At 43.8% G+C, this 23398-nt stretch carries 16 protein-coding genes and 1 other annotated feature; of the genes, 14 read left to right on the top strand and 2 right to left on the bottom strand.

Annotated features, from left to right (window positions below):
• Positions 1-13 precede the first annotated feature (13 nt).
• From ACGLYD_RS14935 to ilvA, 11 genes are all read left to right on the top strand, one after another.
• Positions 14-1006, top strand: a complete 993-nt coding sequence (locus tag ACGLYD_RS14935) for an iron ABC transporter permease (RefSeq protein ID WP_340740636.1) — start codon at positions 14-16, stop codon at positions 1004-1006.
• Positions 996-1766 carry an ABC transporter ATP-binding protein gene (locus ACGLYD_RS14930; RefSeq protein ID WP_067212347.1) on the top strand — a complete coding sequence of 257 codons (771 nt, stop codon included), beginning with the start codon at positions 996-998 and terminating at the stop codon, positions 1764-1766. The genes ACGLYD_RS14935 and ACGLYD_RS14930 overlap by 11 nt, the downstream gene beginning before the upstream one ends.
• Before the next feature lie 1645 nt (positions 1767-3411).
• Complete coding sequence (ilvD, locus tag ACGLYD_RS14925; protein WP_067214050.1) at positions 3412-5079, top strand: dihydroxy-acid dehydratase; 1668 nt, start codon at positions 3412-3414, stop codon at positions 5077-5079.
• 3 nt (positions 5080-5082) lie between these two features.
• Positions 5083-5325 (top strand) — a binding site (T-box leader).
• Between the two features lie 131 nt (positions 5326-5456).
• Positions 5457-7184 carry an acetolactate synthase large subunit gene (gene ilvB, locus ACGLYD_RS14920; RefSeq protein ID WP_255428716.1) on the top strand — a complete coding sequence of 576 codons (1728 nt, stop codon included), beginning with the start codon at positions 5457-5459 and terminating at the stop codon, positions 7182-7184.
• Complete coding sequence (gene ilvN, locus ACGLYD_RS14915; RefSeq protein ID WP_067212339.1) at positions 7181-7696, top strand: acetolactate synthase small subunit; 516 nt, start codon at positions 7181-7183, stop codon at positions 7694-7696. The genes ilvB and ilvN overlap by 4 nt, the downstream gene beginning before the upstream one ends.
• A gap of 165 nt (positions 7697-7861) precedes the next feature.
• Positions 7862-8896: a ketol-acid reductoisomerase gene (gene ilvC / locus ACGLYD_RS14910; RefSeq protein WP_067212335.1), complete on the top strand. Its 1035-nt coding sequence runs from the start codon at positions 7862-7864 to the stop codon at positions 8894-8896.
• Positions 8883-10424, top strand: a complete 1542-nt coding sequence (locus ACGLYD_RS14905; RefSeq protein ID WP_399628833.1) for a 2-isopropylmalate synthase — start codon at positions 8883-8885, stop codon at positions 10422-10424. The genes ilvC and ACGLYD_RS14905 overlap by 14 nt, the downstream gene beginning before the upstream one ends.
• Positions 10425-10628: 204 nt before the next feature.
• Positions 10629-11729: a 3-isopropylmalate dehydrogenase gene (gene leuB / locus ACGLYD_RS14900; RefSeq protein WP_067212328.1), complete on the top strand. Its 1101-nt coding sequence runs from the start codon at positions 10629-10631 to the stop codon at positions 11727-11729.
• A gap of 35 nt (positions 11730-11764) precedes the next feature.
• Positions 11765-13174, top strand: a complete 1410-nt coding sequence (leuC, locus tag ACGLYD_RS14895; RefSeq protein ID WP_067212325.1) for a 3-isopropylmalate dehydratase large subunit — start codon at positions 11765-11767, stop codon at positions 13172-13174.
• Between the two features lie 19 nt (positions 13175-13193).
• Positions 13194-13784 carry a 3-isopropylmalate dehydratase small subunit gene (leuD, locus tag ACGLYD_RS14890; protein ID WP_399628829.1) on the top strand — a complete coding sequence of 197 codons (591 nt, stop codon included), beginning with the start codon at positions 13194-13196 and terminating at the stop codon, positions 13782-13784.
• 36 nt (positions 13785-13820) lie between these two features.
• On the top strand, positions 13821-14798 hold the full coding sequence (gene ilvA, locus ACGLYD_RS14885; protein ID WP_399628827.1) for a threonine ammonia-lyase: 978 nt from the start codon (positions 13821-13823) through the stop codon (positions 14796-14798).
• Positions 14799-14958: 160 nt separating this feature from the next.
• On the opposite strand, the gene ACGLYD_RS14880 is transcribed toward ilvA, so the two are convergent.
• The gene (locus tag ACGLYD_RS14880) at positions 14959-17178 is read right to left on the bottom strand and encodes a collagen-like repeat preface domain-containing protein (RefSeq protein WP_399628824.1); all 2220 of its coding nucleotides are present in this window, start codon (positions 17176-17178) and stop codon (positions 14959-14961) included.
• 326 nt (positions 17179-17504) lie between these two features.
• Positions 17505-18590, bottom strand: coding sequence for a glycosyltransferase family 2 protein (locus ACGLYD_RS14875; RefSeq protein ID WP_187045681.1), 1086 nt, complete (start codon positions 18588-18590; stop codon positions 17505-17507).
• A gap of 356 nt (positions 18591-18946) precedes the next feature.
• On the opposite strand from ACGLYD_RS14875, the gene ACGLYD_RS14870 reads away from it, so the two are divergent.
• From ACGLYD_RS14870 to ACGLYD_RS14860, 3 genes are all read left to right on the top strand, one after another.
• Positions 18947-20278, top strand: coding sequence for a sodium/glutamate symporter (locus tag ACGLYD_RS14870; protein WP_187045680.1), 1332 nt, complete (start codon positions 18947-18949; stop codon positions 20276-20278).
• Positions 20279-20437: 159 nt separating this feature from the next.
• A complete protein-coding gene (locus ACGLYD_RS14865) occupies positions 20438-20857 on the top strand; it encodes a hypothetical protein (RefSeq protein ID WP_399628820.1) in 420 nt (139 codons plus the stop codon).
• 102 nt (positions 20858-20959) lie between these two features.
• Positions 20960-23227: an S-layer homology domain-containing protein gene (locus tag ACGLYD_RS14860; protein ID WP_187045679.1), complete on the top strand. Its 2268-nt coding sequence runs from the start codon at positions 20960-20962 to the stop codon at positions 23225-23227.
• Positions 23228-23398 lie beyond the last annotated feature (171 nt).

The raw sequence follows: 23398 nt of genomic DNA, 5'->3' as shown, positions 1-23398 counted from the left end.
GGCAGGGATAATAATGTTACGGAAAAATAAAAAGGCGCTCAGTTTTATCAGCGTCATTATTCTACTCATACTAGTTAGCATTCAATCTGCACTAATGGGAAGTATTAAAGTCACGCCGTACGAACTGATTCATGGACTAATAACGGGGACAAATGATCAGGTTGCTATCATTAAGGATTTGCGGCTTCCACGAATTCTAATCGCTCTATTTGCAGGAGCAGCTTTATCCGTGGCGGGTGTACTATTGCAAGCAGTAATGCGTAACCCATTAGCAGACCCAGGAATAATTGGTGTTTCTGCGGGTGCCGGGTTTATGTCCATAGTTGTTGTCGCTTTTTTTCCAACACTGTACTTTTTCGTTCCCCTTTTTGCTTTCTTGGGTGGAGCTTTGGCATTTTTCCTCGTGTACTCACTGTCCTGGAGATCCGGGCTTGATCCACTGCGCATGATTTTAATCGGAATAGCGGTGAATGCCTTATTCACAGGGCTGAGCCAAGGACTTGGTTTTAGCGGAAGTGCACTTACACAATCGATGAGTCAAGTGATGACCTCGACGCTTACGATGAAAAAGTGGAGTGATGTCGATGTACTCATTTTATATGGGACGATTGGCCTCGTGTTGGCGTTTGTCGTTTATTCGTGGTGCAATTACTTGGCGTTAGATGATAAGACTGCGAAAAATTTAGGGGTTAATGTAAATCTAGCGAGATTAGTGATTTCGTTAGTGGCTGTTCTGCTTGCTTCAGTTGCAACTGCAGTTGCAGGTCTATTTGCATTTGTCGGCTTGCTTATACCTCATATTGGACGGTCATTGGTGGGAACGGACCACAAAGTGCTAATTCCGTTTTCAGCACTGGCAGGGGCCTTGCTGATCTTAACGGCGGATACGTTAGGCCGAACGATTATAGCACCTAATGAAATCCCGGCATCTATCATTATGGCTGTCATCGGGGGACCTTTCCTCATATTCTTGCTGAGAAAGAGTGATCGTATTTATGGACATTAAGGCTATTACTTTCTCCTACGATAAAAAAGTAAATACGTTGCATGGCGTCAACAGTACGATTGATAGTGGGAAAGTGACGACGATTATCGGGCCAAATGGTTGTGGGAAATCGACACTACTTAGTGTGATGGCCAATAATAATCATCCGCAAAGTGGACAAGTTCTATTAGAGGGCAAAGCACTCTCTGATTTTAAACCGAAGGAACTGGCGAAAAAATTAGCCGTTGTGCATCAGCAAAATAATGCCCCATCCGATATGACCGTCGAAAAACTAACAGGTTATGGCCGGATTCCATATAAGAGTTTGTTCACTTCAGCGACAGATGACGACCAACAGGCAATTGAGTGGGCGCTCGCGTGTACCAATCTGACAGATAAGCGAACAGTACCAATAGACGAATTGTCTGGAGGTCAAATGCAGCGCGTTTGGATTGCGATGGCGCTAGCGCAAAAAACGCCCTTCCTGCTATTAGATGAACCGACGACTTATCTTGATATTTATTACCAATATGAATTGTTGGAACTGATTAAGGGCTTGAATCGCACACATGGTATGTCAATCGTCATGGTTTTACACGATATTAATCAGGCGATACGTTATAGTGACATCATTATTGCGATGAAAGATGGGAAAATCGTTGCCAAAGGTACACCTAGTGAAGTTATCACCGTTCAAACTGTAAAAGAAATTTACGGGGTTGATGTTGTTGTGAAAAACGATAAAGAAACAGGTATGTACATCATTCCAATAGGGATTTGACTCACGTAGGTGACTGTCGTCCTCATAAGTAACCACTCCAGTAAACGCCTCTGGAGTGGTTTTTTATTGTCTAGACTCCAGCCGCTAGCCCCTGGGCCGTTGAAAAAGTCTCAATATATGGTGAAAATGGGGGATCCCGCTAATATCGCTTCAGCGCTTTGTGGATGCCTCCCGCGATAAGCCAGAAAGAAGACCACTTTCAGTCTTATCGCTCCGGCTACCACGAAGTCGCGCCTTCGCTGGATGGTCTATGTAGAAAGTGCATTTCGGTATCGGTATGACATCTAGAAATACGGTTTGCTTCAAACATGCGAATGCATTTAACAACAGTCGCAATATCTGGAACGAATCAGAAATCCTGCTAATACCGCTTCTGCGCTTTGTGGATGCCTCCCGCGATAAGCCAGAAAGGAGACCACTTTCGGTCTTATCGCTCCGGCTACCACGAAGTCGCGCCTTCGCTGGATGGTCTATGTAGAAAGTGCATTTCGGTATCGGTATGACATCTAGAAATACAGTTTGCTTCAAAAATGGTAATGCATTTAACAACAGTCGCAATTTAGGGAACGAATCAGAAATCCTGCTAATACCGCTTCTGCGCTTTGTGGATGCCTCCCGCGATAAGCCAGAAAGAAGACCGCTTTCCGTCTTATCGCTCCGGCTACCACGAAGTCGCGCCTGTACGGTTTGCTTCAAACATGGGAATGCATTTAACAACAGTCGCAATATAGGGAACGAATCGGAAATCCTGCTAATATCGCTTCTGCGCTTTGTGGGTGCCTCCCGCGATAAGCCAGAAAGAAAACCGTTTTCAGTCTTATCGCTCCAGCTACCACGAAGACGCGCATGCGCTGGATAAATCTATGTTAGAAAGTGTATTTCATTGTCGGAGATAAGACCTGCAGTCTGTAGTACGTCTTTCTTCAATGAGATTAGTATCAAATAGTAATCACATTATAATCTAAGTCTATACATCTCAAAATCACTTTCAATAATGAAAACTCCAGCGCAGGCGCGGCAAAGGGGTAGCCGAAGCCATGAGACTGGATGCGAAGCGCCAATCCAGGCTCATGGCGAGAGGCATCCCCAAAGCGTCAAGCGATCTACAATCTTCACTCCGAATCACACTCTCTCAATAACGCAAGCACTAGCGCAGGCGCGGCAAAGGGGTAGCCGAAGCCGTGAGACGGGATGCGAAGCGCAAATCCTGGCTCATGGCAAGAGGCAATCCCCAAAGCGCCAAGCGATCTACAATCCACACACCAGATCACAACTCTCTCACTAATGAACAACCCCATCGTGCTGAGCAGGCGATTGTGCTTTTTAAGCTTTTAGAAAAGTACTCATATCGGAAAAAATCATTGAAAATTGAATTCATGAAAAATAAATTTAAAAGTTTTTTAAATGTGCTATATGTGATATATCGCTGTATAACTGACGTGTAAGCGGATACATTTAAATCTACTATTCATAATTGGCTAACAATTTTAAAAACACTGTTGACTCCAGTGGGTATCCAAGATATGATGACATCAATCCAATTCAGTTCGTGATTCAATTCACAAACTACATAACCTAGACAACTAGATAAACAGATGTAAACATGTAAGTGATTTGATTAGGGGTGAGTACAATGGAAAAACCAATGAGAAGTGACATGATTAAAAAAGGTGTAGACCGTGCACCGCATAGAAGTCTGCTGTACGCAACGGGCGTTAGAATGAAAGATATGCACAAACCTTTCATCGGTGTATGTAACTCATATATTGATATTATTCCAGGTCATATGCATTTGAATAAATTCGCGGAAGTCGTCAAAGAGGCGATTCGTGAAGCAGGCGGTATCCCGTTCGAGTTCAACACAATCGGTGTTGATGATGGGATTGCAATGGGACATATTGGTATGCGTTATTCATTACCAAGCCGTGAACTCATCGCAGACTCTGCAGAAACGGTTATCAACGCTCACTGGTTCGACGGCGTATTCTACATTCCAAACTGCGACAAAATTACGCCAGGCATGTTGATGGCAGCAGTTCGCACGAACGTTCCATCCGTATTCGTCTCAGGCGGACCGATGGAAGGCGGTGTATCATCGACTGGTAAGCCTTTATCACTCGTTTCGGTATTCGAGGGTGTTGGAGCTTACAAACAAGGTACGATGACAGCTGAAGAGCTGCTAGACATTGAACAGAGTGCATGTCCTACATGCGGATCTTGTTCAGGAATGTTCACAGCGAATTCCATGAACTCGTTAATGGAAATGCTGGGAGTGACAGTTCCGGGTAACGGAACGATCGTTGCCACTTCGGATGAAAGACATAGACTCATTAAAGAAGCAGCGGAACATCTTGTTCGCATGGTGAAAGAAGATGTTAAACCGCGTGACATTATAACGAAAGAAACAATCGATGATGCATTTGCACTTGATATGGCAATGGGCGGTTCTACAAACACAGTCCTCCATACACTGGCAATCGCACACGAAGCAGAAATCGAATACGATGTTCGTGATATCAACAAAGTTGCTGAACGTATTCCTTATTTATCCAAAATTAGTCCATCTTCTGACTACACAATGCATGATGTTCATCTTGCTGGCGGTGTCAGTGCAATTATTAAAGAGCTCTGTGAAATCGAAGGAGCCGTCAGTCCAAACCGGATGACGATTACAGGTAAATCGCTTTATGAAAACGTAAAAGATTCTCATATTCTCAATGATGAAGTCATTCGACGTCACGATAATGCATACAGTCCTGTAGGTGGCTTGTCCGTTCTATTCGGTAATATTGCACCGGACGGTGGCGTCATCAAAGTAGGAGCCGTTGACCCATCGATTACAGAGTTCCGAGGAAAAGCCATTGTGTTTGAATCTCAGGAAGATACACAAGAAGGAATCGACAACGGAACAGTAAAAGCGGGTGATGTTGTTGTTATTCGTTACGAAGGTCCGAAAGGTGGACCGGGAATGCCAGAAATGCTCGCACCTACTGCAGCAATTGCAGGACGTGGGCTGGCAACGAAGGTAGCACTCATTACAGACGGACGTTTCTCAGGGGCATCTCGTGGTATCTCGATTGGCCACATTTCACCTGAAGCGGCTGAAGGCGGACCTATCGCACTAGTCGAAAATGGTGATATCATCTCAATCGATTTAACAAATCGGACAATTGAACTTGAAGTTTCCGATGAAGAACTAGAAAAACGAAGAGCACACTTAAAACCATTCGAACCTAAAATTAAAAAAGGCTATCTAGCTAGATATTCAGCGCTTGTCACATCTGCAAGTACAGGCGGAGTTATGAAAATTTAATAGTGAAAATCAATGATGGGGCAAAAGTAATTAGAACCTGTATTCACAGAGAGCCGGTAATGCTGGAAGCCGGTAATACAACTAGTTGCGACATCACCCCGGAGTGGATTGCTGAAATTATAGTAGGCAATCCCGGGCGTAGAGAAATCGGCGCTCGTTATATAAAGAATAGACCTAGTCTATTCATGAGGCGGCTAGATTGCTGCGAACAAGGGTGGTACCATGAAAAGTTTTTTCATCCCTATGTAAAGGAGAAGTTCTTTGCGTGGGATGAAAAGGCTTTTTTTTTCGACAAGAAGATTGATTATTCAAAAGTAGAAGTAAGGAGGAGTTTATAGATGAATGCTGAAGTTCAAACGAAGCAAGCAGTAGAGGAAATGGCGCCAGAGACTGTGCAAGAGCCACAACAGACCAAACAACCGAAAGATGGGTCTGCTGTACTCATTCAAGCTTTGAAGGATCAGGGTGTCGAAGTTATTTTCGGTTATCCTGGAGGAGCTGTACTACCGATTTATGATGCATTGTATCAAAACCCTATTTCCCACATACTTGCACGTCACGAACAAGGCGCAATTCATGCGGCTGAAGGATATGCTCGTGTTTCAGGAAAACCTGGCGTCGTCATTGCGACATCTGGACCTGGCGCGACAAACTTGGTAACTGGAATTACGGATGCAATGATGGATTCACTGCCACTTGTTATTTTCACTGGGCAAGTTGCCAATACAGTCATTGGTACTGATGCGTTCCAAGAAGCGGATATTATTGGGATCACGCAACCAATCACAAAGCATAACTACCAAGTGAATGATGTATCTGACTTCCCAAGAATTATCAAAGAGGCATTCCACATTGCTTCAACAGGACGCCCAGGACCGGTACTCGTTGATATTCCTAAAAATATTGCAACGGGGCTCTTCATTCCAACCGGAGACTTGGACGCGGAAGTAGATTTACCAGGTTATCAGCCGACAACGACTCCGAACTATTTACAAATACAAAAAGCAGCAGAAGCCATTTCACAAGCGAAAAAACCACTGATCCTAGCAGGTGCAGGTATCTTGCATGCACAGGCGATGGATGAATTGAAAGAACTCGTAGAGAAACATCAGATTCCCGTAACAAATACACTTCTTGGCCTTGGCAGTATCCGTGGAGATCATGAACTATTCCTAGGAATGGCCGGTATGCATGGAACAGTGACATCCAATATGGCCATTAGTGAGTGTGATGTACTTGTCAATATCGGCGCGCGTTTCGACGACAGATTGACAGGCAATCTGGCATCATTCGCACCAAACGCGAAAATTATACACATCGATATCGATCCTGCTGAGATCGGCAAAAATGTACCGACAGAAATCCCAATCGTGGCAGACGCCAAAGAAGCATTACAAGCGTTGCTGAAACAACAATTCAAGTCACCAGAAACAGAGACTTGGCTGACATACTTAAAAGAATCCGCCAAGAAGTTTCCACTGTGGTATGACAACGATGATGAAGGAACAATTCTTCCGCAACAAGCGCTTGAAATCATTCATCGTATTACGAAAGGCGATGCAATCGTCACAACGGATGTAGGACAGCATCAGATGTGGACGGCTCAGTACTATTCACTGAATAATCCAGATCATTGGGTAACCTCAGGCGGACTTGGCACAATGGGCTTTGGGTTCCCGGCGGCAATTGGTGCACAAATCGCCAAGCCGGATGCGCGTGTCATTGCAATTGTAGGAGACGCTGGATTCCAAATGACGGCGCAAGAGCTGTCGCTGTTACAAGAAATGCGCATTCCTGTGAAAATTATCATTCTCAACAATGGCTGTCTGGGAATGGTTCGTCAATGGCAAGAGACGTTTTACGAAAAGCGTTACTCACAATCATTGATGCCGGTTCAGCCAAATTTTGTGAAATTAGCAGAGGCGTATGACATTAAAGGCTATCGGATTGACACATTGGAAGAAGCGGAAGCGGTATTCCAAGAAGCACTGTTGTCTGATGAACCCGTTCTCATCGACTGCCGTGTGAAACAACTGGAAAACGTCTATCCGATGGTTGCACCAGGTAGAGGACTACATGAAATGATCGGGGTGAGTAAACTATGAAACGAGTTATTACGGTAACTGTTATCAACCAAAGTGGCGTGCTCAATAGGGTGACCGGCTTGCTGATGAAAAGGCAGTTCAATATCGAAAGTATCACAGTTGGTCACACCGAAATAGCAGGCAGATCGAAAATGACGTTCATCGTCAATGTGGAAGACGAACGGAAAATTGAACAGCTCGTCAAACAGCTGCAAAAACAAATTGATGTTCTTAAAGTTAATGACATAACGGATAAAGCAATCGTTATGCGTGAGTTAGCTCTAGTAAAAGTCATTTCACCTCCGCATGTTAGAAGTGAAATGAACAGCATCATCGAACCATTCAGGGCAACGGTTATTGACACTGGAAAAAATGTCGTCACGTACCAAGTGATTGGAAATCCGGAAAAGATCGAGGCGTTTATCGATTTGCTTAGACCATATGGCATTAAAGAATTGACAAGAACAGGCGCTACGGCATTTGTTCGTGAAACACAGAAAGTCCAATTACCTCAGTTATCTATTTTGAAATAAGAAAAGCGTAAGCGCCTGTTCAGAGGCGACAGGCATAAGATGGGCTGGCGAAGCGGCGTTCTTTGCCGCACAGCCGGACCGACTTATGACCCGAGCCTCTAGGCGCTGGAGTCTAGACAGCATTATACAAACTAAAAAAAACCAACTATTAGGAGGAAAACAATTATGGCTAAAATGTATTATAACCAAGATATCAACGAAGGACTTTTGAAAGATAAACTAGTAGCAATCATCGGGTACGGATCACAAGGTCATGCACATGCGCAAAACCTAAACGATTCTGGATTTAATGTTGTTGTGGGTGTTCGCCCAGGTAAATCATTTGATCAGGCAAAACAAGACGGACTAAACGTATTGACTGTGCGTGAAGCTGCTGAAAAAGCGGACGTTATCATGATTCTACTTCCGGATGAAAGACAAAAACAAGTCTATGACGAAGAAATCGAACCGGCACTTAAAGCAGGTAAATCACTTGTTTTCGCACACGGATTCAACGTTCACTTCGGCCAAATCGTTCCACCTGCTGATGTTGACGTATTCCTAGTTGCACCAAAAGGACCTGGACATCTCGTTCGTAGAACATTCGAAGCAGGCGCAGGTGTTCCAGCATTGTTCGCAGTGTATCAAGACGTTTCAGGCCAAGCGAAAGACGTAGCTCTTGCGTATGCAAAAGCGATTGGATCAGCACGTGGCGGCGTACTTGAAACGACGTTCAAAGAAGAAACTGAAACAGATCTATTCGGCGAACAAGCGGTACTATGTGGCGGACTGACTTCACTTGTTAAAGCAGGTTTTGAAACACTAGTTGAAGCAGGTTACCAACCAGAACTTGCTTACTTCGAAACATTGCACGAAACAAAACTGATTGTCGATCTTATGTATGAAGGCGGAATGGCAGGCATGCGCTACTCAATCTCAGACACAGCTGAGTGGGGAGATTTCGTTTCTGGACCTCGTATTGTTGACGCGGATACAAAAGCGCGTATGAAAGATGTACTAACAGACATCCAATCAGGTAAATTTGCAAGAGAATGGATTGCAGAAAATGAAAATGGGCGTCCGAACTTCAATCGATTTGAAGAAACAGAAGCACAACATGAAATTGAAGTAGTTGGCAAAAAGCTTCGCGCAATGATGCCTTTCGTCAACGAAGGTGCGAAATCAAAAGAGGAAGAAGTGGTGGGTAGTGCGAAAAATTGACATATTTGACACAACACTTCGGGACGGTGAACAATCTGCAGGTATTAACCTAAATACAGCGGAGAAATTAGAAATTGCACGACAGCTTGAGAAATTCGGGGCAACAATCATCGAAGCAGGGTTTCCTGCTTCATCCCCCGGTGATTTTGAAGCAGTGCAACGTATTGCAAATATAGTGAAAAAGTCGACGGTAACTGGTCTTGCCCGCGCAATGAAAAGCGATATCGAAACATCTTGGGAAGCACTTCGCGGTGCGGAACAACCTCATCTACATGTGTTTTTAGCAACTTCACCTATCCATATGGAATATAAGCTTCAGAAAACACCTGACCAGGTCGTCGAAATTGCAGTAGAAGCTGTAAAATATGCCCGCAAGTTCTTCCCGCAAGTTCAATGGTCTGCGGAAGATGCATTCCGTTCAGATCGGGAGTACTTAGTACGCATCATCAATCAAGTAATTGCAGCTGGCGCATCAGTTATTAACATTCCTGATACGGTCGGCTACGCAACACCTCAAGAATACGGTGCATTATTCAAGTTTTTGAAAGAAAACGTGACCGGTATCGATAAAGTGAAGCTTTCTGCACATTGTCATGATGACTTAGGCTTTGCTGTAGCCAACTCAATCGCAGCGATTGAAAATGGTGCGGACCAAGTCGAAGGTACAATCAATGGTATTGGTGAGCGGGCAGGAAATGCTGCGCTTGAAGAAATTGCTGTTGCACTCCATATCCGCAAAGACTATTACGGATTGGAAACAGGTATTAATCTACACGAAATTAAACGCACAAGCCAGCTCGTCAGCCAATTGACAGGCGTTGTCATTCAGCCAAACAAAGCAATTGTTGGTAAGAACGCATTCGCGCATGAGTCAGGAATTCACCAGGATGGCTACCTAAAAAATCGCCAAACATATGAAATCATTACTCCTGAATTAATTGGAGATAAAACTGAACCGCTTGCGCTAGGAAAACACTCTGGCAGACATGCATTTAGTGACCGTGCTATTTCAATGGGCTTCGATCTTAGTGCTGAGAAGTTAAATGAAGCGTTTGTCGAATTTAAGAAACTTGCAGACCGTAAAAAAGAAATTATAGAAGATGATCTATTTGTATTATTTACAGATCAACAAATTCAAAATAATGATGTACCTGTTTATAAATTTAAAGATGTTCAAGTTCAGTATGCAACTGCGAATGTTCCATCTGCAACCGTCACGGCTGTTAATCCGGACGGGGAAACGGTCACTGCGACAGCAACAGGTTCGGGATCAGTTGAAGCGATTTTTAATACGTTGGAACTACTTGTTGAAGGCGAAGTTCACATTCTAGATTACCGTGTAACATCGATTGGCAAAGGACGCGATGCACTCGGTGAAGCAGTAGTTAATCTAAGTATTAACGGTGAAGTATCTATTGGACGCGATGTCGCGCAGGACGTATTGGGTGCATCTGCTAAAGCATACTTTAATGCCATCAACAGACAATTGGTCAAAAAGCAATCAAAAACAAAAGTAACTGTGATTTAACCAGTTACATTGAACAAATAAATACCTATACAAACTAAGCGAAGGCGCCTTAAAGGGGTAGCCGAAGCAATAAGACTAGTGGCGAAGCTGCTTGGCTTATGGCGGGAGGCATCCCCAGCGTCGAAGCGAAGTCAATGGAATTTTTATTTCAACTTAATATAGTGAGCATAAATAGATTCAAAAACAATAAGGAGGAGAAGTTCTATGGAGAAGAAAGTAGCAGTATTACCAGGTGATGGAATCGGCCCAGAAGTGACTGAAGCAGCAGTGAAGGTACTTGAAGTGATTGCAAGACGTTTTAGCCACACCTTCCATGTAGAGTACGGAGTAATTGGCGGCGTTGCAATTGACAAACATCAAAATCCACTTCCAGATGAAACGGTAGCACTATGTGAAGCGAGTGACGCGGTACTTCTCGGTGCTGTAGGGGGTCCGAAATGGGACCAAAATCCATCAGCGTTGAGACCGGAAAAAGGACTACTTGCGATTCGGAAACATTTCGACTTGTTTGCTAATCTTCGGCCTGTGAAAGCTGTACCATCCTTACTCCATGCATCTCCTCTAAAAGAAGAAGTGGCAAAAGATGTAGATATGATGATCGTCAGGGAATTGACAGGTGGTCTGTATTTCGGAGAACCAAGTCGTCGGACGGCAGATGCTGCAGTGGATTCACTCGTTTATACACGCGAAGAGATTGAACGTATTGTTGTTAAAGCGTTTGAAATTGCTCGCTTACGTAGAGGGAAAGTAGCTTCTGTTGATAAAGCAAATGTACTTGAAACGAGTAAGCTATGGCGTGAAGTTGTTGAAGAAAAGAAGAAAGCATATCCAGATATTGAAGTGGAGCATATGTTAGTCGATTCCACTGCTATGAAATTGATTACAAATCCGGCAGCATTTGACGTTGTCGTAACGGAAAATATGTTTGGAGACATTCTAAGTGATGAGGCATCTGTAATCACAGGGTCACTTGGCGTACTTCCGTCAGCAAGTATCCGTTCGGATGGTTTTGGATTATACGAACCAGTCCACGGTTCCGCGCCCGAAATTGCAGGACTTGGTTTAGCAAATCCAGCTGCAGCGATTCTATCCGTTGCAATGATGTTGAAGTATTCATTCAACCTAGACACGGAAGCATCAGCGATTGAAGAAGCAGTTAACACAGTGTTCGAAGACGGTTTCTTCACAGCCGATCTTGTAGAACCGGGTAAACGGGTTTTATCGACAAAAGAGTGGACGGACAAAGTCATTGACGAACTTGATACACAATTCGTCTCGAATAGCATTATGTTTTCATACGTTTAACCATATTCAATTGATCAGAGAGGAAGGGCTGCCATATGGCGAAAAATATCATCGAGAAAATCTGGAATCAGCATATCGTCTACGAAGAACAAGGGAAGCCTGATTTGCTCTATATCGATCTTCATTTACTACATGAAGTGACTTCTCCGCAGGCGTTTGAAGGGCTGCGACTTGCGAATCGTACCGTGCGCAGACCCGATCTCTGTTTTGCAACGATGGATCATAACGTTCCGACACGAAACCGTGATGAAATTAAAGATCCAATTGCTCGGAAACAAATAAACACATTACAAACAAATTGTGATGAATTTGAAATCCCACTTGCAAATATGGACCATCCAGATCAAGGAATTGTCCATATAATCGGGCCAGAACTTGGACTAACACAGCCTGGTAAAACAATTGTCTGCGGCGATAGCCATACATCCACACACGGGGCGTTCGGAGCAATTGCATTTGGCATCGGAACTAGTGAAGTCGAGCATGTCCTTTCGACACAAACATTGTGGCAATCAAAACCGAAAACAATGGAAATCCGCATTAACGGTAAACTTGGATTCGGTGTTACCGCAAAAGATGTCATTTTAGCAATTATCGCCAAATTCGGAATTGATATGGGCACAGGTCATATTGTTGAATTTACGGGTGAAGCAATCCGTGATTTGACGATGGAAGAACGGATGACCGTTTGTAATATGTCCATTGAAGCAGGGGCGAAAGCTGGTTTAATCAGCCCAGATGAAACAACTGTTGCTTACTTAAAAGGACGCAAATATGTTCCCGAAGGTCAAGAATTTGAAGCGGCAGCTGCACACTGGCTATCGCTTGCAACAGATGAAGGTGCAGCCTATGATACGATTCTTGAAATGAATGCAGATGAAATCGAACCATTTGTGACTTGGGGAACAAACCCTTCAATGGGTTCTGGTATTTCAGCGAACGTTCCCTATGCGAAAGATTTTGAATCAGAATCGGATAAAGACGCATTGAAACAAGCACTAACGTATATGGGGCTTGAAGAAGGTGCTCCGCTGAAGTCGATTGATATCCAGCATGTCTTCATTGGTTCATGCACAAATGCAAGATTGAGTGATTTACGTGCAGCGGCAAAAGTGATTGCAGGGAAGAAAGTCCATCCATCTGTCACAGCGATTGTCGTTCCTGGTTCACGCACTGTTAAAAAACAGGCAGAGGATGAAGGATTAGATTCGGTATTTCTTGAAGCTGGATTCGAGTGGCGGGAATCGGGTTGCAGTATGTGCCTAGCAATGAATGATGATGTAGTTCCTGTAGGTGAACGGTGCGCTTCAACATCTAATCGAAATTTCGAAGGACGACAAGGGGCAGGGGCACGGACACATCTTGTAAGTCCGGCCATGGCAGCAGCTTCAGCAATTGCAGGCCATTTTATAGATGTACGGGAATTGGAAGCTGTTCATTCATAATTGAGGAAAGGATGATTAGATGGAACCGATTAATGAAGTTGTTAGCGTCATAACGCCGCTCGATCGTAAAAACGTCGATACCGACCAGATTATTTCGAAAGAGTTCTTGAAACGAATTGAGCGAACAGGGTTTGGAAAATATTTGTTTTATCACTGGCGACATAATGCTGATGGAAGCGAAGTTCAAGATTTCGTACTGAATGATGAGCGGTTCAAAGGATCTAAAATCCTCGTTGCTCAAGAAAACTTTGGGTGCGGCTCCTCTCGTGAACATGCACCGTGGTCGATTTTAGACTATGGATTCAATGTCGTCATCGCGCCAAGCTATGCGGATATCTTCTATAATAACTGTATGAAAAATGGTTTGCTTCCAATTAAATTAACAATGTCGGAAGTAGAAGAGTTGTTGGCAAATGGGCAAAAAGATCCTTACTTAGTAGAAGTTAATCTTGTTAAACAGTCGGTGACAGGGCAGGATGGCAAGTCCTATTCGTTTGATATCGACCCGTACTATAAAGAAATGTTATTAAATGGTTGGGATGAAATATCCTTGACTTTCCAATATGAAGAACAAATTTCTAACTATGAAAAACAACATCAAAACGCGTAAACATTAACTTAAAAGGGAGATGGTGTAATTGGGAATTTGTATGAAACAACGCGCTTATTCGAAGCATTTGAACGCTTAACTGAAATTGTTCACCGAACACCTATTAAACAATCGGAGACATTGAATGAATGGACACAATCCGAAGTGTATTTGAAACTTGAAAACTTACAGAAGACAGGGTCGTTTAAAGTACGCGGCGCGTTCAACAAAATTTCTCAACTGACAGCAGAAGAATGTGCGAAAGGTTTACTTGCGGCTTCTGCGGGAAATCATGCACAAGGTGTTGCATTGGCAGGACGGAAAGTGGGCGCCAGAGTTACAATATTCATGCCTGAAACGACTCCAGCGGCAAAAGTGGCTGCTACCCGGAAATACGGGGCAACTGTTAAGCTAGTTGGGAAAAATTTCGATGAGGCTTATAAAGCCGCTCGTACTGAACAACTGGCAACAGGTGCAACGTTTATCCATCCTTTCGATGATATAACAATTATTGAGGGTCAGGCAACGGTTGCGATGGAAATGCTGCAACAGCAACCGGACTTGGATACAATTGTTGTACCAGCAGGTGGTGGAGGACTATTAGCAGGGACTGCACTTGCTGTGAAAACAATACGGCCTTCGGTAAAAGTGATTGGCGTTCAGGCCGCAAATGCACCTGCAATTGCTTCGACTTATCACGGTAGAAAAAGTAATCTGACTCACTTTTTACCGACGATAGCAGAAGGGATTTGCGTCAGAGAACCTGGTAAAGTAACGATGGATATCATTCACAATTATGTAGACGATATGATTACAGTGTCGGAACAAGAAATTTCATCAGCCATTCTTTTCATGTTAGAACGTGAGAAAATGCTTGTTGAAGGAGCGGCAGCCGCAGCGGTTGCTGCTGTCTTGAATAAGAAATTACCTGTTTCATCTAACCGAATTGGTGTTATCGTTTCGGGCGGAAATTTTGATGTTGGGAAACTAGGAAATTGTATAACAGCATGTAATGATTCTGTGCTTAATTTTTAATATCCTTGCTGTGTTTAAAGCGCAGCAAGGATCATCGTAAGAATTACTATCTTTGAACAATTTAATTTAAAAAAGCCCCTTTCATTGTTGTTGAATGAAAGGGGCTTTTTTGGTGTCTGTAGGCTTCATTTAGAACTGCGTTTCTGTACAATTTAAATTATTAATTGATTGTCAGACCTGCACTAGCGGCTCCTTGTATGAGGCCAACTAAAGGAGCACTTGCAGAAAACACCATTAGCAAACGATCTCCAGCGTTTACCGGAACTGAGAAAGTATCGGCAGTGCCAGTTTGTATGGCACCAACTGTTAATCCGCTGAATGTTAGAGTTACTGTAACGCCAGTTGCGCTGTAGGTATTGCTATTTCCAGTTGCACGATATACTTCAGCATGAACTAATGTCGTTCCTAGGCTTAATGCCACGTTACTATTAAAGTATGCTGATATAGCTGTAAGGGTTCCTGCACGAGGAACTATAAAGGCAAAGTTACTTAGAATTGGGAGTGTTATTGTAGCACCAAGAGCAGTAAGACCTGCTATGGAACTCCCGAATCCTATAACAGAAGGAATACCAACTGCTCCCAAGAGTAACGTAGTCAATGCCATTGTTGAGGTTCCAGTTGCAAATGGAATTATCGTACTGTTACCGTTAATGCCGTTAGTTCCCGTCGCACCGGTAGCTCCATTAGTTCCCGTCGCACCGGTAGCTCCAGTAGCACCGTTAATGCCGTTAATTCCCATGGCTCCAGTAGGGCCAATATCACCCGTAGGTCCGGCAATTCCCGCTAGTCCCGTAGCTCCGGTTGCGCCAGTAGTTCCGGCTACACCAATGTCTCCAGTAGCCCCGGTAGCCCCGGTAGCCCCAGTAGCGCCAGTAGCCCCAGTAGCTCCGGTTGCCCCAGTCGCTCCGGCTGCCCCAGTTCCCCCAGTAGCTCCAGTAGCGCCAGTAGCTCCGGTTGCACCAGTAGCTCCAGTAGCGCCAGTAGCTCCGGTTGCACCAGTAGCTCCAGTAGCACCAGTAGCGCCAGTAGCTCCGGCTGCCCCAGTTCCCCCAGTAGCTCCAGCTGCTCCAGCTGCTCCAGTTGCCCCAGTTCCCCCAGTAGCTCCAGCTGCTCCAGCTGCACCAGTTGCACCAGTAGCACCAGTAGCGCCAGTAGCGCCAGTAGCTCCAGCTGCACCAGCTGCACCAGTTGCACCAGTTGCACCAGTTGCTCCGGTAGCTCCGGTAGCTCCAGTAGCGCCAGTAGCACCAGTAGCTCCAGTCACGCCAGTCGCTCCGGTTGAGCCAGTAGCACCAGTTCCTCCAGTAGCTCCAGTTGCACCAGTTGCGCCGGTAGCTCCAGTTGCACCAGTCGCACCAGTTGCACCAGTCGCACCAGTTGCTCCAGTTGCACCAGTCGCACCAGTTGCACCAGTCGCACCAGTTGCTCCAGCTGCTCCAGTAGCTCCGGTAGCTCCAGTAGCTCCGGCTGCCCCAGTAGCACCAGTAGCGCCAGTAGCGCCAGTAGCGCCAGTAGCTCCAGTCACGCCAGTCGCTCCGGTTGAGCCAGTAGCACCAGTAGCTCCAGTCACGCCAGTCGCTCCGGTTGAGCCAGTAGCACCAGTTGCGCCAGTCGCACCAGTTCCTCCAGTCACACCAGTTCCTCCAGTAGCTCCAGTAGCTCCAGTTGCACCAGTTGCGCCGGTAGCTCCAGTTGCACCAGTAGCACCAGTTGCCCCAGTCGCACCAGTTGCTCCGGCTGCCCCAGTCGCTCCGGTAGCTCCAGTCGCTCCGGCTGCCCCAGTCGCTCCGGTAGCTCCAGTCGCTCCGGTAGCTCCAGTCGCTCCGGCTGCCCCAGTCGCTCCGGTAGCTCCAGTAGCTCCGGCTGCCCCAGTAGCCCCAGTAGCACCAGTAGCGCCAGTAGCTCCAGTCACGCCAGTCGCTCCGGTTGAGCCAGTAGCACCAGTTGCGCCAGTCGCACCAGTTCCTCCAGTCGCACCAGTTCCTCCAGTAGCACCAGTAGCACCAGTTGCGCCGGTAGCTCCAGTTGCACCAGTCGCACCAGTTGCTCCAGTTGCACCAGTCGCACCAGTTGCACCAGTCGCACCAGTTGCTCCAGCTGCACCAGTAGCTCCGGTAGCTCCGGCTGCCCCAGTAGCACCAGTAGCTCCAGTAGCTCCGGTTGCCCCGGTAGTCCCAGTAGCTCCAGTAGCTCCGGTTGCCCCGGTAGTCCCAGTAGCGCCAGTAGCTCCGGTAGCCCCGGTAGCCCCCCTGTGTCCTCTTTTACAACAACATGGATCGATATTGCATTTGTCATGTTTAACACATTCATAACATTCATTACATTTACAGCATTTATTGCATTTATTACATTTTCGTTTATTGTAATCATAATAATTCATTATTTCACCCCCTTTCTGTAACATCCTATTCGAGCAATAGTTGGGGGGACGGGCAATCAACTACGTGCATAAAATAATAGATTAGGAAATGCCACAGAGAGGGCGGGAGATTTCTTAAATATTTATCCAGGTTTATTAAGGAAAGGGCTTTGGTTTTGAATATGCTCGCCATCTTGGACACTGATGCCCCCAACCAACTAGCCGCTCCGACAAGGTGTCGAAGCGGCTAGTTAGTTAGATATATGAAGCTACTGAAAGTAGTTCTTGAATGAATTTCAACTGTAGGCTACACAAATAATCATTCTGCTGGCTATGTGTATTGACTCTTAAATTTTCTCCTGATTATTTTTAATTACTTCATCTAAATATGTTTTATTTTTCATTATACTGTCATTATTTGGTTTGTATTTTCGGGCTAATTCATTATGATGATAGGCTTTGTCGTACTGTTTTAAGCGATCGTAAAGAACACATAATTGAAGATTGGGTAGCCAAGTAGAAAATGAGGTGTTTTGAAAGCCTATCTGTTGATGATTTTCATATAGGAACGCTTGACTATACCAGTGGATAGCCTCGTGGTTTTTAAATTGTTCCATAAAGTAATACCCGAGTCGGCAACACGCTTCGGGACGAGGAACGTCATAGGCAAGGGTTCGTAAGGTAGAACTAAGTTCTTTATTCTTGTCATTTAATTTATGGTAGCAGTCAGCCAGTCTGAAACACGCCCTAATATTGTCTTCAATCCAGCCCAGTTTCGAATCTAAAAACTCCTCATAGTAAAGAACTGCTGTTTCAAAATCACTATGATCCATCAATTCATTGGCGTAATAGAATGTATCACGGGGGGACAATGTTTTCCCAGAAGCTAACAACTTTTTATAGATCGTGATATTACGTCCACTATCATGACTTAAAGGGGAGTGGGTAACTGCTACATCACTATCGAATAGATTACCTGACACGGAAAGAAACTCGTGTACCGCTCCTATCCATTTAAACTCATTTACTTTTTTTACTAGACGATATCTCCTCAAAAGGGAGGTCACATTGCCTTCATGATCAAAACTTAAATGGTAATTCATTGAAACAGCATCAATCGTTGGTTGTAAGGATTGTTTCAATAACTTGAACTTTTCCTGATCTTCAGCTGTAAATACATCATCCGCATCGAGCCAAAGAACATAATCCATTGTTGCTTGTTGGAATGAGAAATTCCGTGCAGCTGAAAAATCGTCAATCCACTGAAAATCAAAAATTCGATTGGTGTACTTATTTACGATTTCTTTTGTTCGGTCGTCAGATCCTGTATCCACAATATTGATTTCATCCACTAACTCGCAAACAGAATCTAAACATCTGCCTATTACTTCCTCTTCATTTTTCACAATCATACACAAACTTATTGTTATCACTTTTTATCCCTCCAAGCTTCCTTCTATTTATATGCAGTCTCTAAAATTTTGACGAACAAATTGCTGTCGAATGTTACGAATATATATATATTTTATGTAGGAAATATTCTTGAAAGTCATTTAATGATGATGAATATATTTCTTTATTTAAAAGAGTTTTTAGTTAGTTTCCAATTGTGAATTCATTAAGGAATTCTAAGTAGTCCGTTAAATTTACTAGAACTTTAATAAATGTTATTGTAATATGAGTTGATAAAAAATATGCTTTTTATATTCGTGTAATCGGTTACATAGATGTTAAGAAAGGGGCATTTAATTCAGCAAAAAAATAATGTATAGATTAGGAGAATAGTTATATGGATTTTTCACCATGGGTTTTATTTACGGATATCGGTTTGATATCATTGCTTCTGCTTGTAGGGACGATTATTCGAGCAAAGGTTAAGTTCATCCAGCAAATGTTTTTGCCGGCCAGTATTATTGCGGGGCTTCTGGCTTTGCTGTTAGGGCCGAATGGTTTCGGAATTTTGCCGTTTTCAGATCAAATGAAAGTCTATCCGGCAATCTTAATAGCAGTAATCTTTGGAACACTGCCGTTACTATCACCACGGATTGACTGGAATGCGATTAAGACAAGAGTCGGGAGCATGTGGTCGTACTCTCAACTTGCAATGGTATTAATGTGGGGTGGAGGATTGTTATTCGCACTTCTACTGATTAATCCATTTTGGGATGTACATGACGGCTTCGGTTTGTTACTTGCAGCCGGCTTTGTAGGGGGACACGGAACTGCAGCGGCAATTGGTGCGACATTTGAGCAAAATGGCTGGGAAGAAGCGACTTCTTTGGCTATGACATCTGCCACTGTAGGGATTATGAGTGCGATTCTAATTGGGATCCTCTTTATTAAATGGGGGTCTTCGAAGGGGCATACATCATTCCTTGCTTCGTTCAAAGATTTGCCTGACGAGATGAGAACGGGATTAATCCCGCCAGAATCTAGAACGAAATCTGAAACAGATACGGTATCGTCGATTTCGATTGATCCATATGTTTTTCACCTGTCTATCATTACGATTATCGCCATGGGCGGTTATTATTTAAGTGAATTAGGTGCAATGCTATTACCAAGCGTTGTTATACCGGCATTTTCACTGGCATTTCTTGTTGGATTGTTCGTGAAGAAGATATTGAATTCGACGGATACGGATAAATATGTCAGTAAGGATGTTGTGTCAAGAATTAGTGGAAGTGCAACGGATATTCTCGTTGCATTCGGAATTGGTTCAATTAGTATTTCAGTCGTACTTGATTATGCTGTTCCGTTAATTTTGTTATTTGTGTTTGGTCTTGTGTATGCATTTTTATTCTTCGCAGTATTTTCGAAGAAGTTTTTCCCGGAATACTGGTTTGAAAAAGGGATATTCACATGGGGCTGGACAACAGGAACAGTCGCTATGGGTATGGCGCTACTTAGAATCGTAGATCCGAAATCGGAAAGCAAGACGCTGGATGATTATAGCTTGGCCTATATACCAATTGCGCCGGTTGAAATTATGCTCGTGACATTCGCTCCGATGCTTGTATTGAACTCACAAGGATTTGTCTTTGTTGCCATCACATTTGCATTTGCATTCGTTATTTATCTGATGGCAATTAAATATAAATGGTTGAATAGAAAAGCGTAATGAAACAGGGTCCCTGCCGTCGAATGACAGCAATGGGGCCCTATTTTTTTACTGAATAGCAGTCAACCAATAAGCGACACCAAGTAGTGTGTGCCTTGTCGCTTAAACTTTTTATATGTTAGGATAATATATACTTTAGATGAAGGAGGAGAACCTAATATGAAAAAATCATTATTGTTTGCAGTATTGTTAGGATCAGCTCTTTTGCTTGGTGCATGCGGGGAGTCGGATAAGAAAGATGAGCCGAAAACTGATGAAGAGAAGAAAAGTGAGGCAGTTGAAAAAGACCTTAAGGAACAAGGAGCTGTCGATAAATCAGAAACGGCAAAATCGGACGATGACTTAAAAGAAGAGTTTGGTAAAGAAGAAGGCGTTTCTTCGGTCGGTATTATCGTGACAGAAGATAGCGGTGGCTTCGTTCTACTCGATTTTGATGTTGCTGCTGATATGAAAGAAGAGAAAGCAAAAGAACTTGTCGAAAAGTTTGCTGAAAAATTGAAAGTAGAATATCCGGATTATAAAATCGATGTTCAAGCACGTAAAAATGGCGAAACGTTTGCACAAAAGACAATAGAGTAACGAATCAGCCTCCTGGTAAATGGGAGGTTTTTCTATGCCGATATATGGTATTATAGATGGATGACTGTACAGATTAAGTAAGGAGAGGGAGGATATTTGTAAATGTTACACAAGAAAAAAATGAAAGGTCCAATGAAAGTCGGACTTATTGTCGTAGTTCTTTCACTGTTTGGCTTTGGTATATTGAATGCTAGCGCGAATCCAATTAGTCCAAGCTTTACGGACGTACATAATGATTTCTGGGCAAAAGATGAAGTAACACAACTTGTCGACTTAAAAATTATTAACGGTTATCCGGACAAGCAGTTCAGACCAAGTTTAGAGGTATCACGGGCACAAGCGGCAAACTTGATAACGAACGCACTCGAGTTGCCATTTTCATCCTACAAGCCGATTTTTAAAGATGTCAGTGCAAAGTCGTCCCATTTGAAAGGTGCCATGGCTACATATGAAGCCGGTATTTTCTTAGGGAAAGAAGACGGGACGTTCGGCGTTGGTGACTCTTTGACACGTGAACAGATGGCGACTGTCATCGTTCGGGCTTTCAAATTGCAAGATACGGGAGAAGAAATCACGTTCAAGGACGATAACAAAATTAGTGAATCTCATAAATTAGGCGTAAAAGTACTTGCGCAACACGGTATCACAACTGGTAAGGAAGACGGTACATTCGATCCGAAAACAGCTGTCAACCGCGCGACATATGTCGTATTTCTACACAGGGCGATGCTGCAAAATAAGCTAATAGAGAAATTGCCTGCAACAGAATTCACGGAGCCAAATACGTACGGTACGTTTGATACCGTCCGACATGAGCAACAATTTGTCGAAGTACCACTTTCGACTACTGCCAAAACCTATTTGCGTTCGAACTATATCATGCAGTTTGCGGGAGAGAAAACCGTCAAACATGCACATGCTACAGATATTATTTACACATACCGCATAAGTGGCTTTCCGTCCGTCACGGTGAAAATGACGAAAAGGGAACTGCCTAACGGCGATTATTTTTTATTCAACGAACTGAGAAATCCTCAAAACATACCAGTAACTGTTGATGTTATCCAGACGGAAGAAGGATTATCGAAAGCCGTGCTTCACGAGTATAGTCGATTCCCAATCAAGAAAAGTGTGGATGAGACATTTGGCTATGACTTGATGACGTACCCCACAGGTATTTTCGAAAAAATACAAACAGACGGTAAAGTATCTCAGCGGATGATTGGGAAGTCATACCAGTCAACTGAACTGAACCAGAAATACCCTACAGGCGCAGAAAGCCATACGAGGGAATTACATCAGGAAAGCGAAGCGTTTAGCGGCGTTATGCTTGGAGAAACGCAACTTTCCGTTTACAGATTACAGTCAAGAGGTTTTGATGTTGTTGACCAATGGCTCCTAGCTTCTGAAGAACGATTGTTTGAGGATCGGAAGCAAATGGACGCTTGGATGCTTGAGTCAGCAGTTAATTATAAAAAACGAAATAAATGGTACACAGCCGAAGGTCCATACAATAAGATGGCGGTAACGGTTGAACCAATGCCGAAGTCGGGTAGAGGGTATGGTCGTAATCTCCTTCTTGTGAAAGAGGACCGAGTTATGGCCCTTTACTCCGAAACTGGTGCACGGTATTATGAAAACCTTCTCTATAATTCATTTGCTAATTTGGATGTATTCAGAGGGAAATCGACGTATTGGGAGACAGAAGTAACAAGCACGTATCTGAAAAGCTTGTACGGTATAACGGCTCCGTTCGTCGATACTCGATTCAACGAACAAATTGCATTATTCATGTATAATGGCGGCAAAGCGTTTGAACATAAGGACTATAATGTCGGTCTGAAAAACTATGCCAATTTGCTTGTATCGCAAAAGGAAAAAGGGAATATCATCAAAGTGGACAACGAGTCCTACTATATTTCTGATTACTTCCCTGGGGCGCAAAAAGTGAAGACACATACGTCCATGAACCATGCGCTTGGTGGAATGAACATTCTTTTATTGGCTTATCAAGAGTTAAACGATCCTGCATATTTAGCTACTGCAACGAGTATCCAGACAGCGATCGTAAAGGAAAAGAATAAGTGGATCCGTCCTGACGGTGACATTTGGTATAAAATTTCGCCGGAACGTGAATTCTCTGGACGCGATTATGTTCATTTAACTTTGGAAGATTTGATCAATTCTTATGAATTGTGGTCGGCGATTGATGAATCGAAGTTGCCTATCTTTGAAGAAATGATTCGTTCCAAAGCGGGTTATTTGAACGAAAACAAGTTAGGTTATACGACGAAGATTAAAAAAGGCCTTGAGCGTATCAACATGTCGGATATTCTTCCGGCAGGTAGTGAACATACGGACGCACTTTGAGGTAAAGTGATTGAAATATGAAATCCCCCGCACTGGAATCATTCAGTGCGGGGGATTTTTTGATGGGGGAAAGGGGATTGCCATTCTGATTATATATTTAGTCATCACAGTTACGGGTGAAGCCATGAGAGTTTAGTCATAAGCCATCACAGTTACGAGTGAAGCCATGAC

It is taken from the genome of Sporosarcina sp. SG10008 (genome assembly GCF_044569405.1).
In the GTDB taxonomy this organism is placed as follows: Bacteria; Bacillota; Bacilli; order Bacillales_A; family Planococcaceae; genus Sporosarcina; species Sporosarcina psychrophila.
Note: the sequence above shows the minus strand (reverse complement) of the source record. Positions and strands in the feature narration are given on the sequence as shown.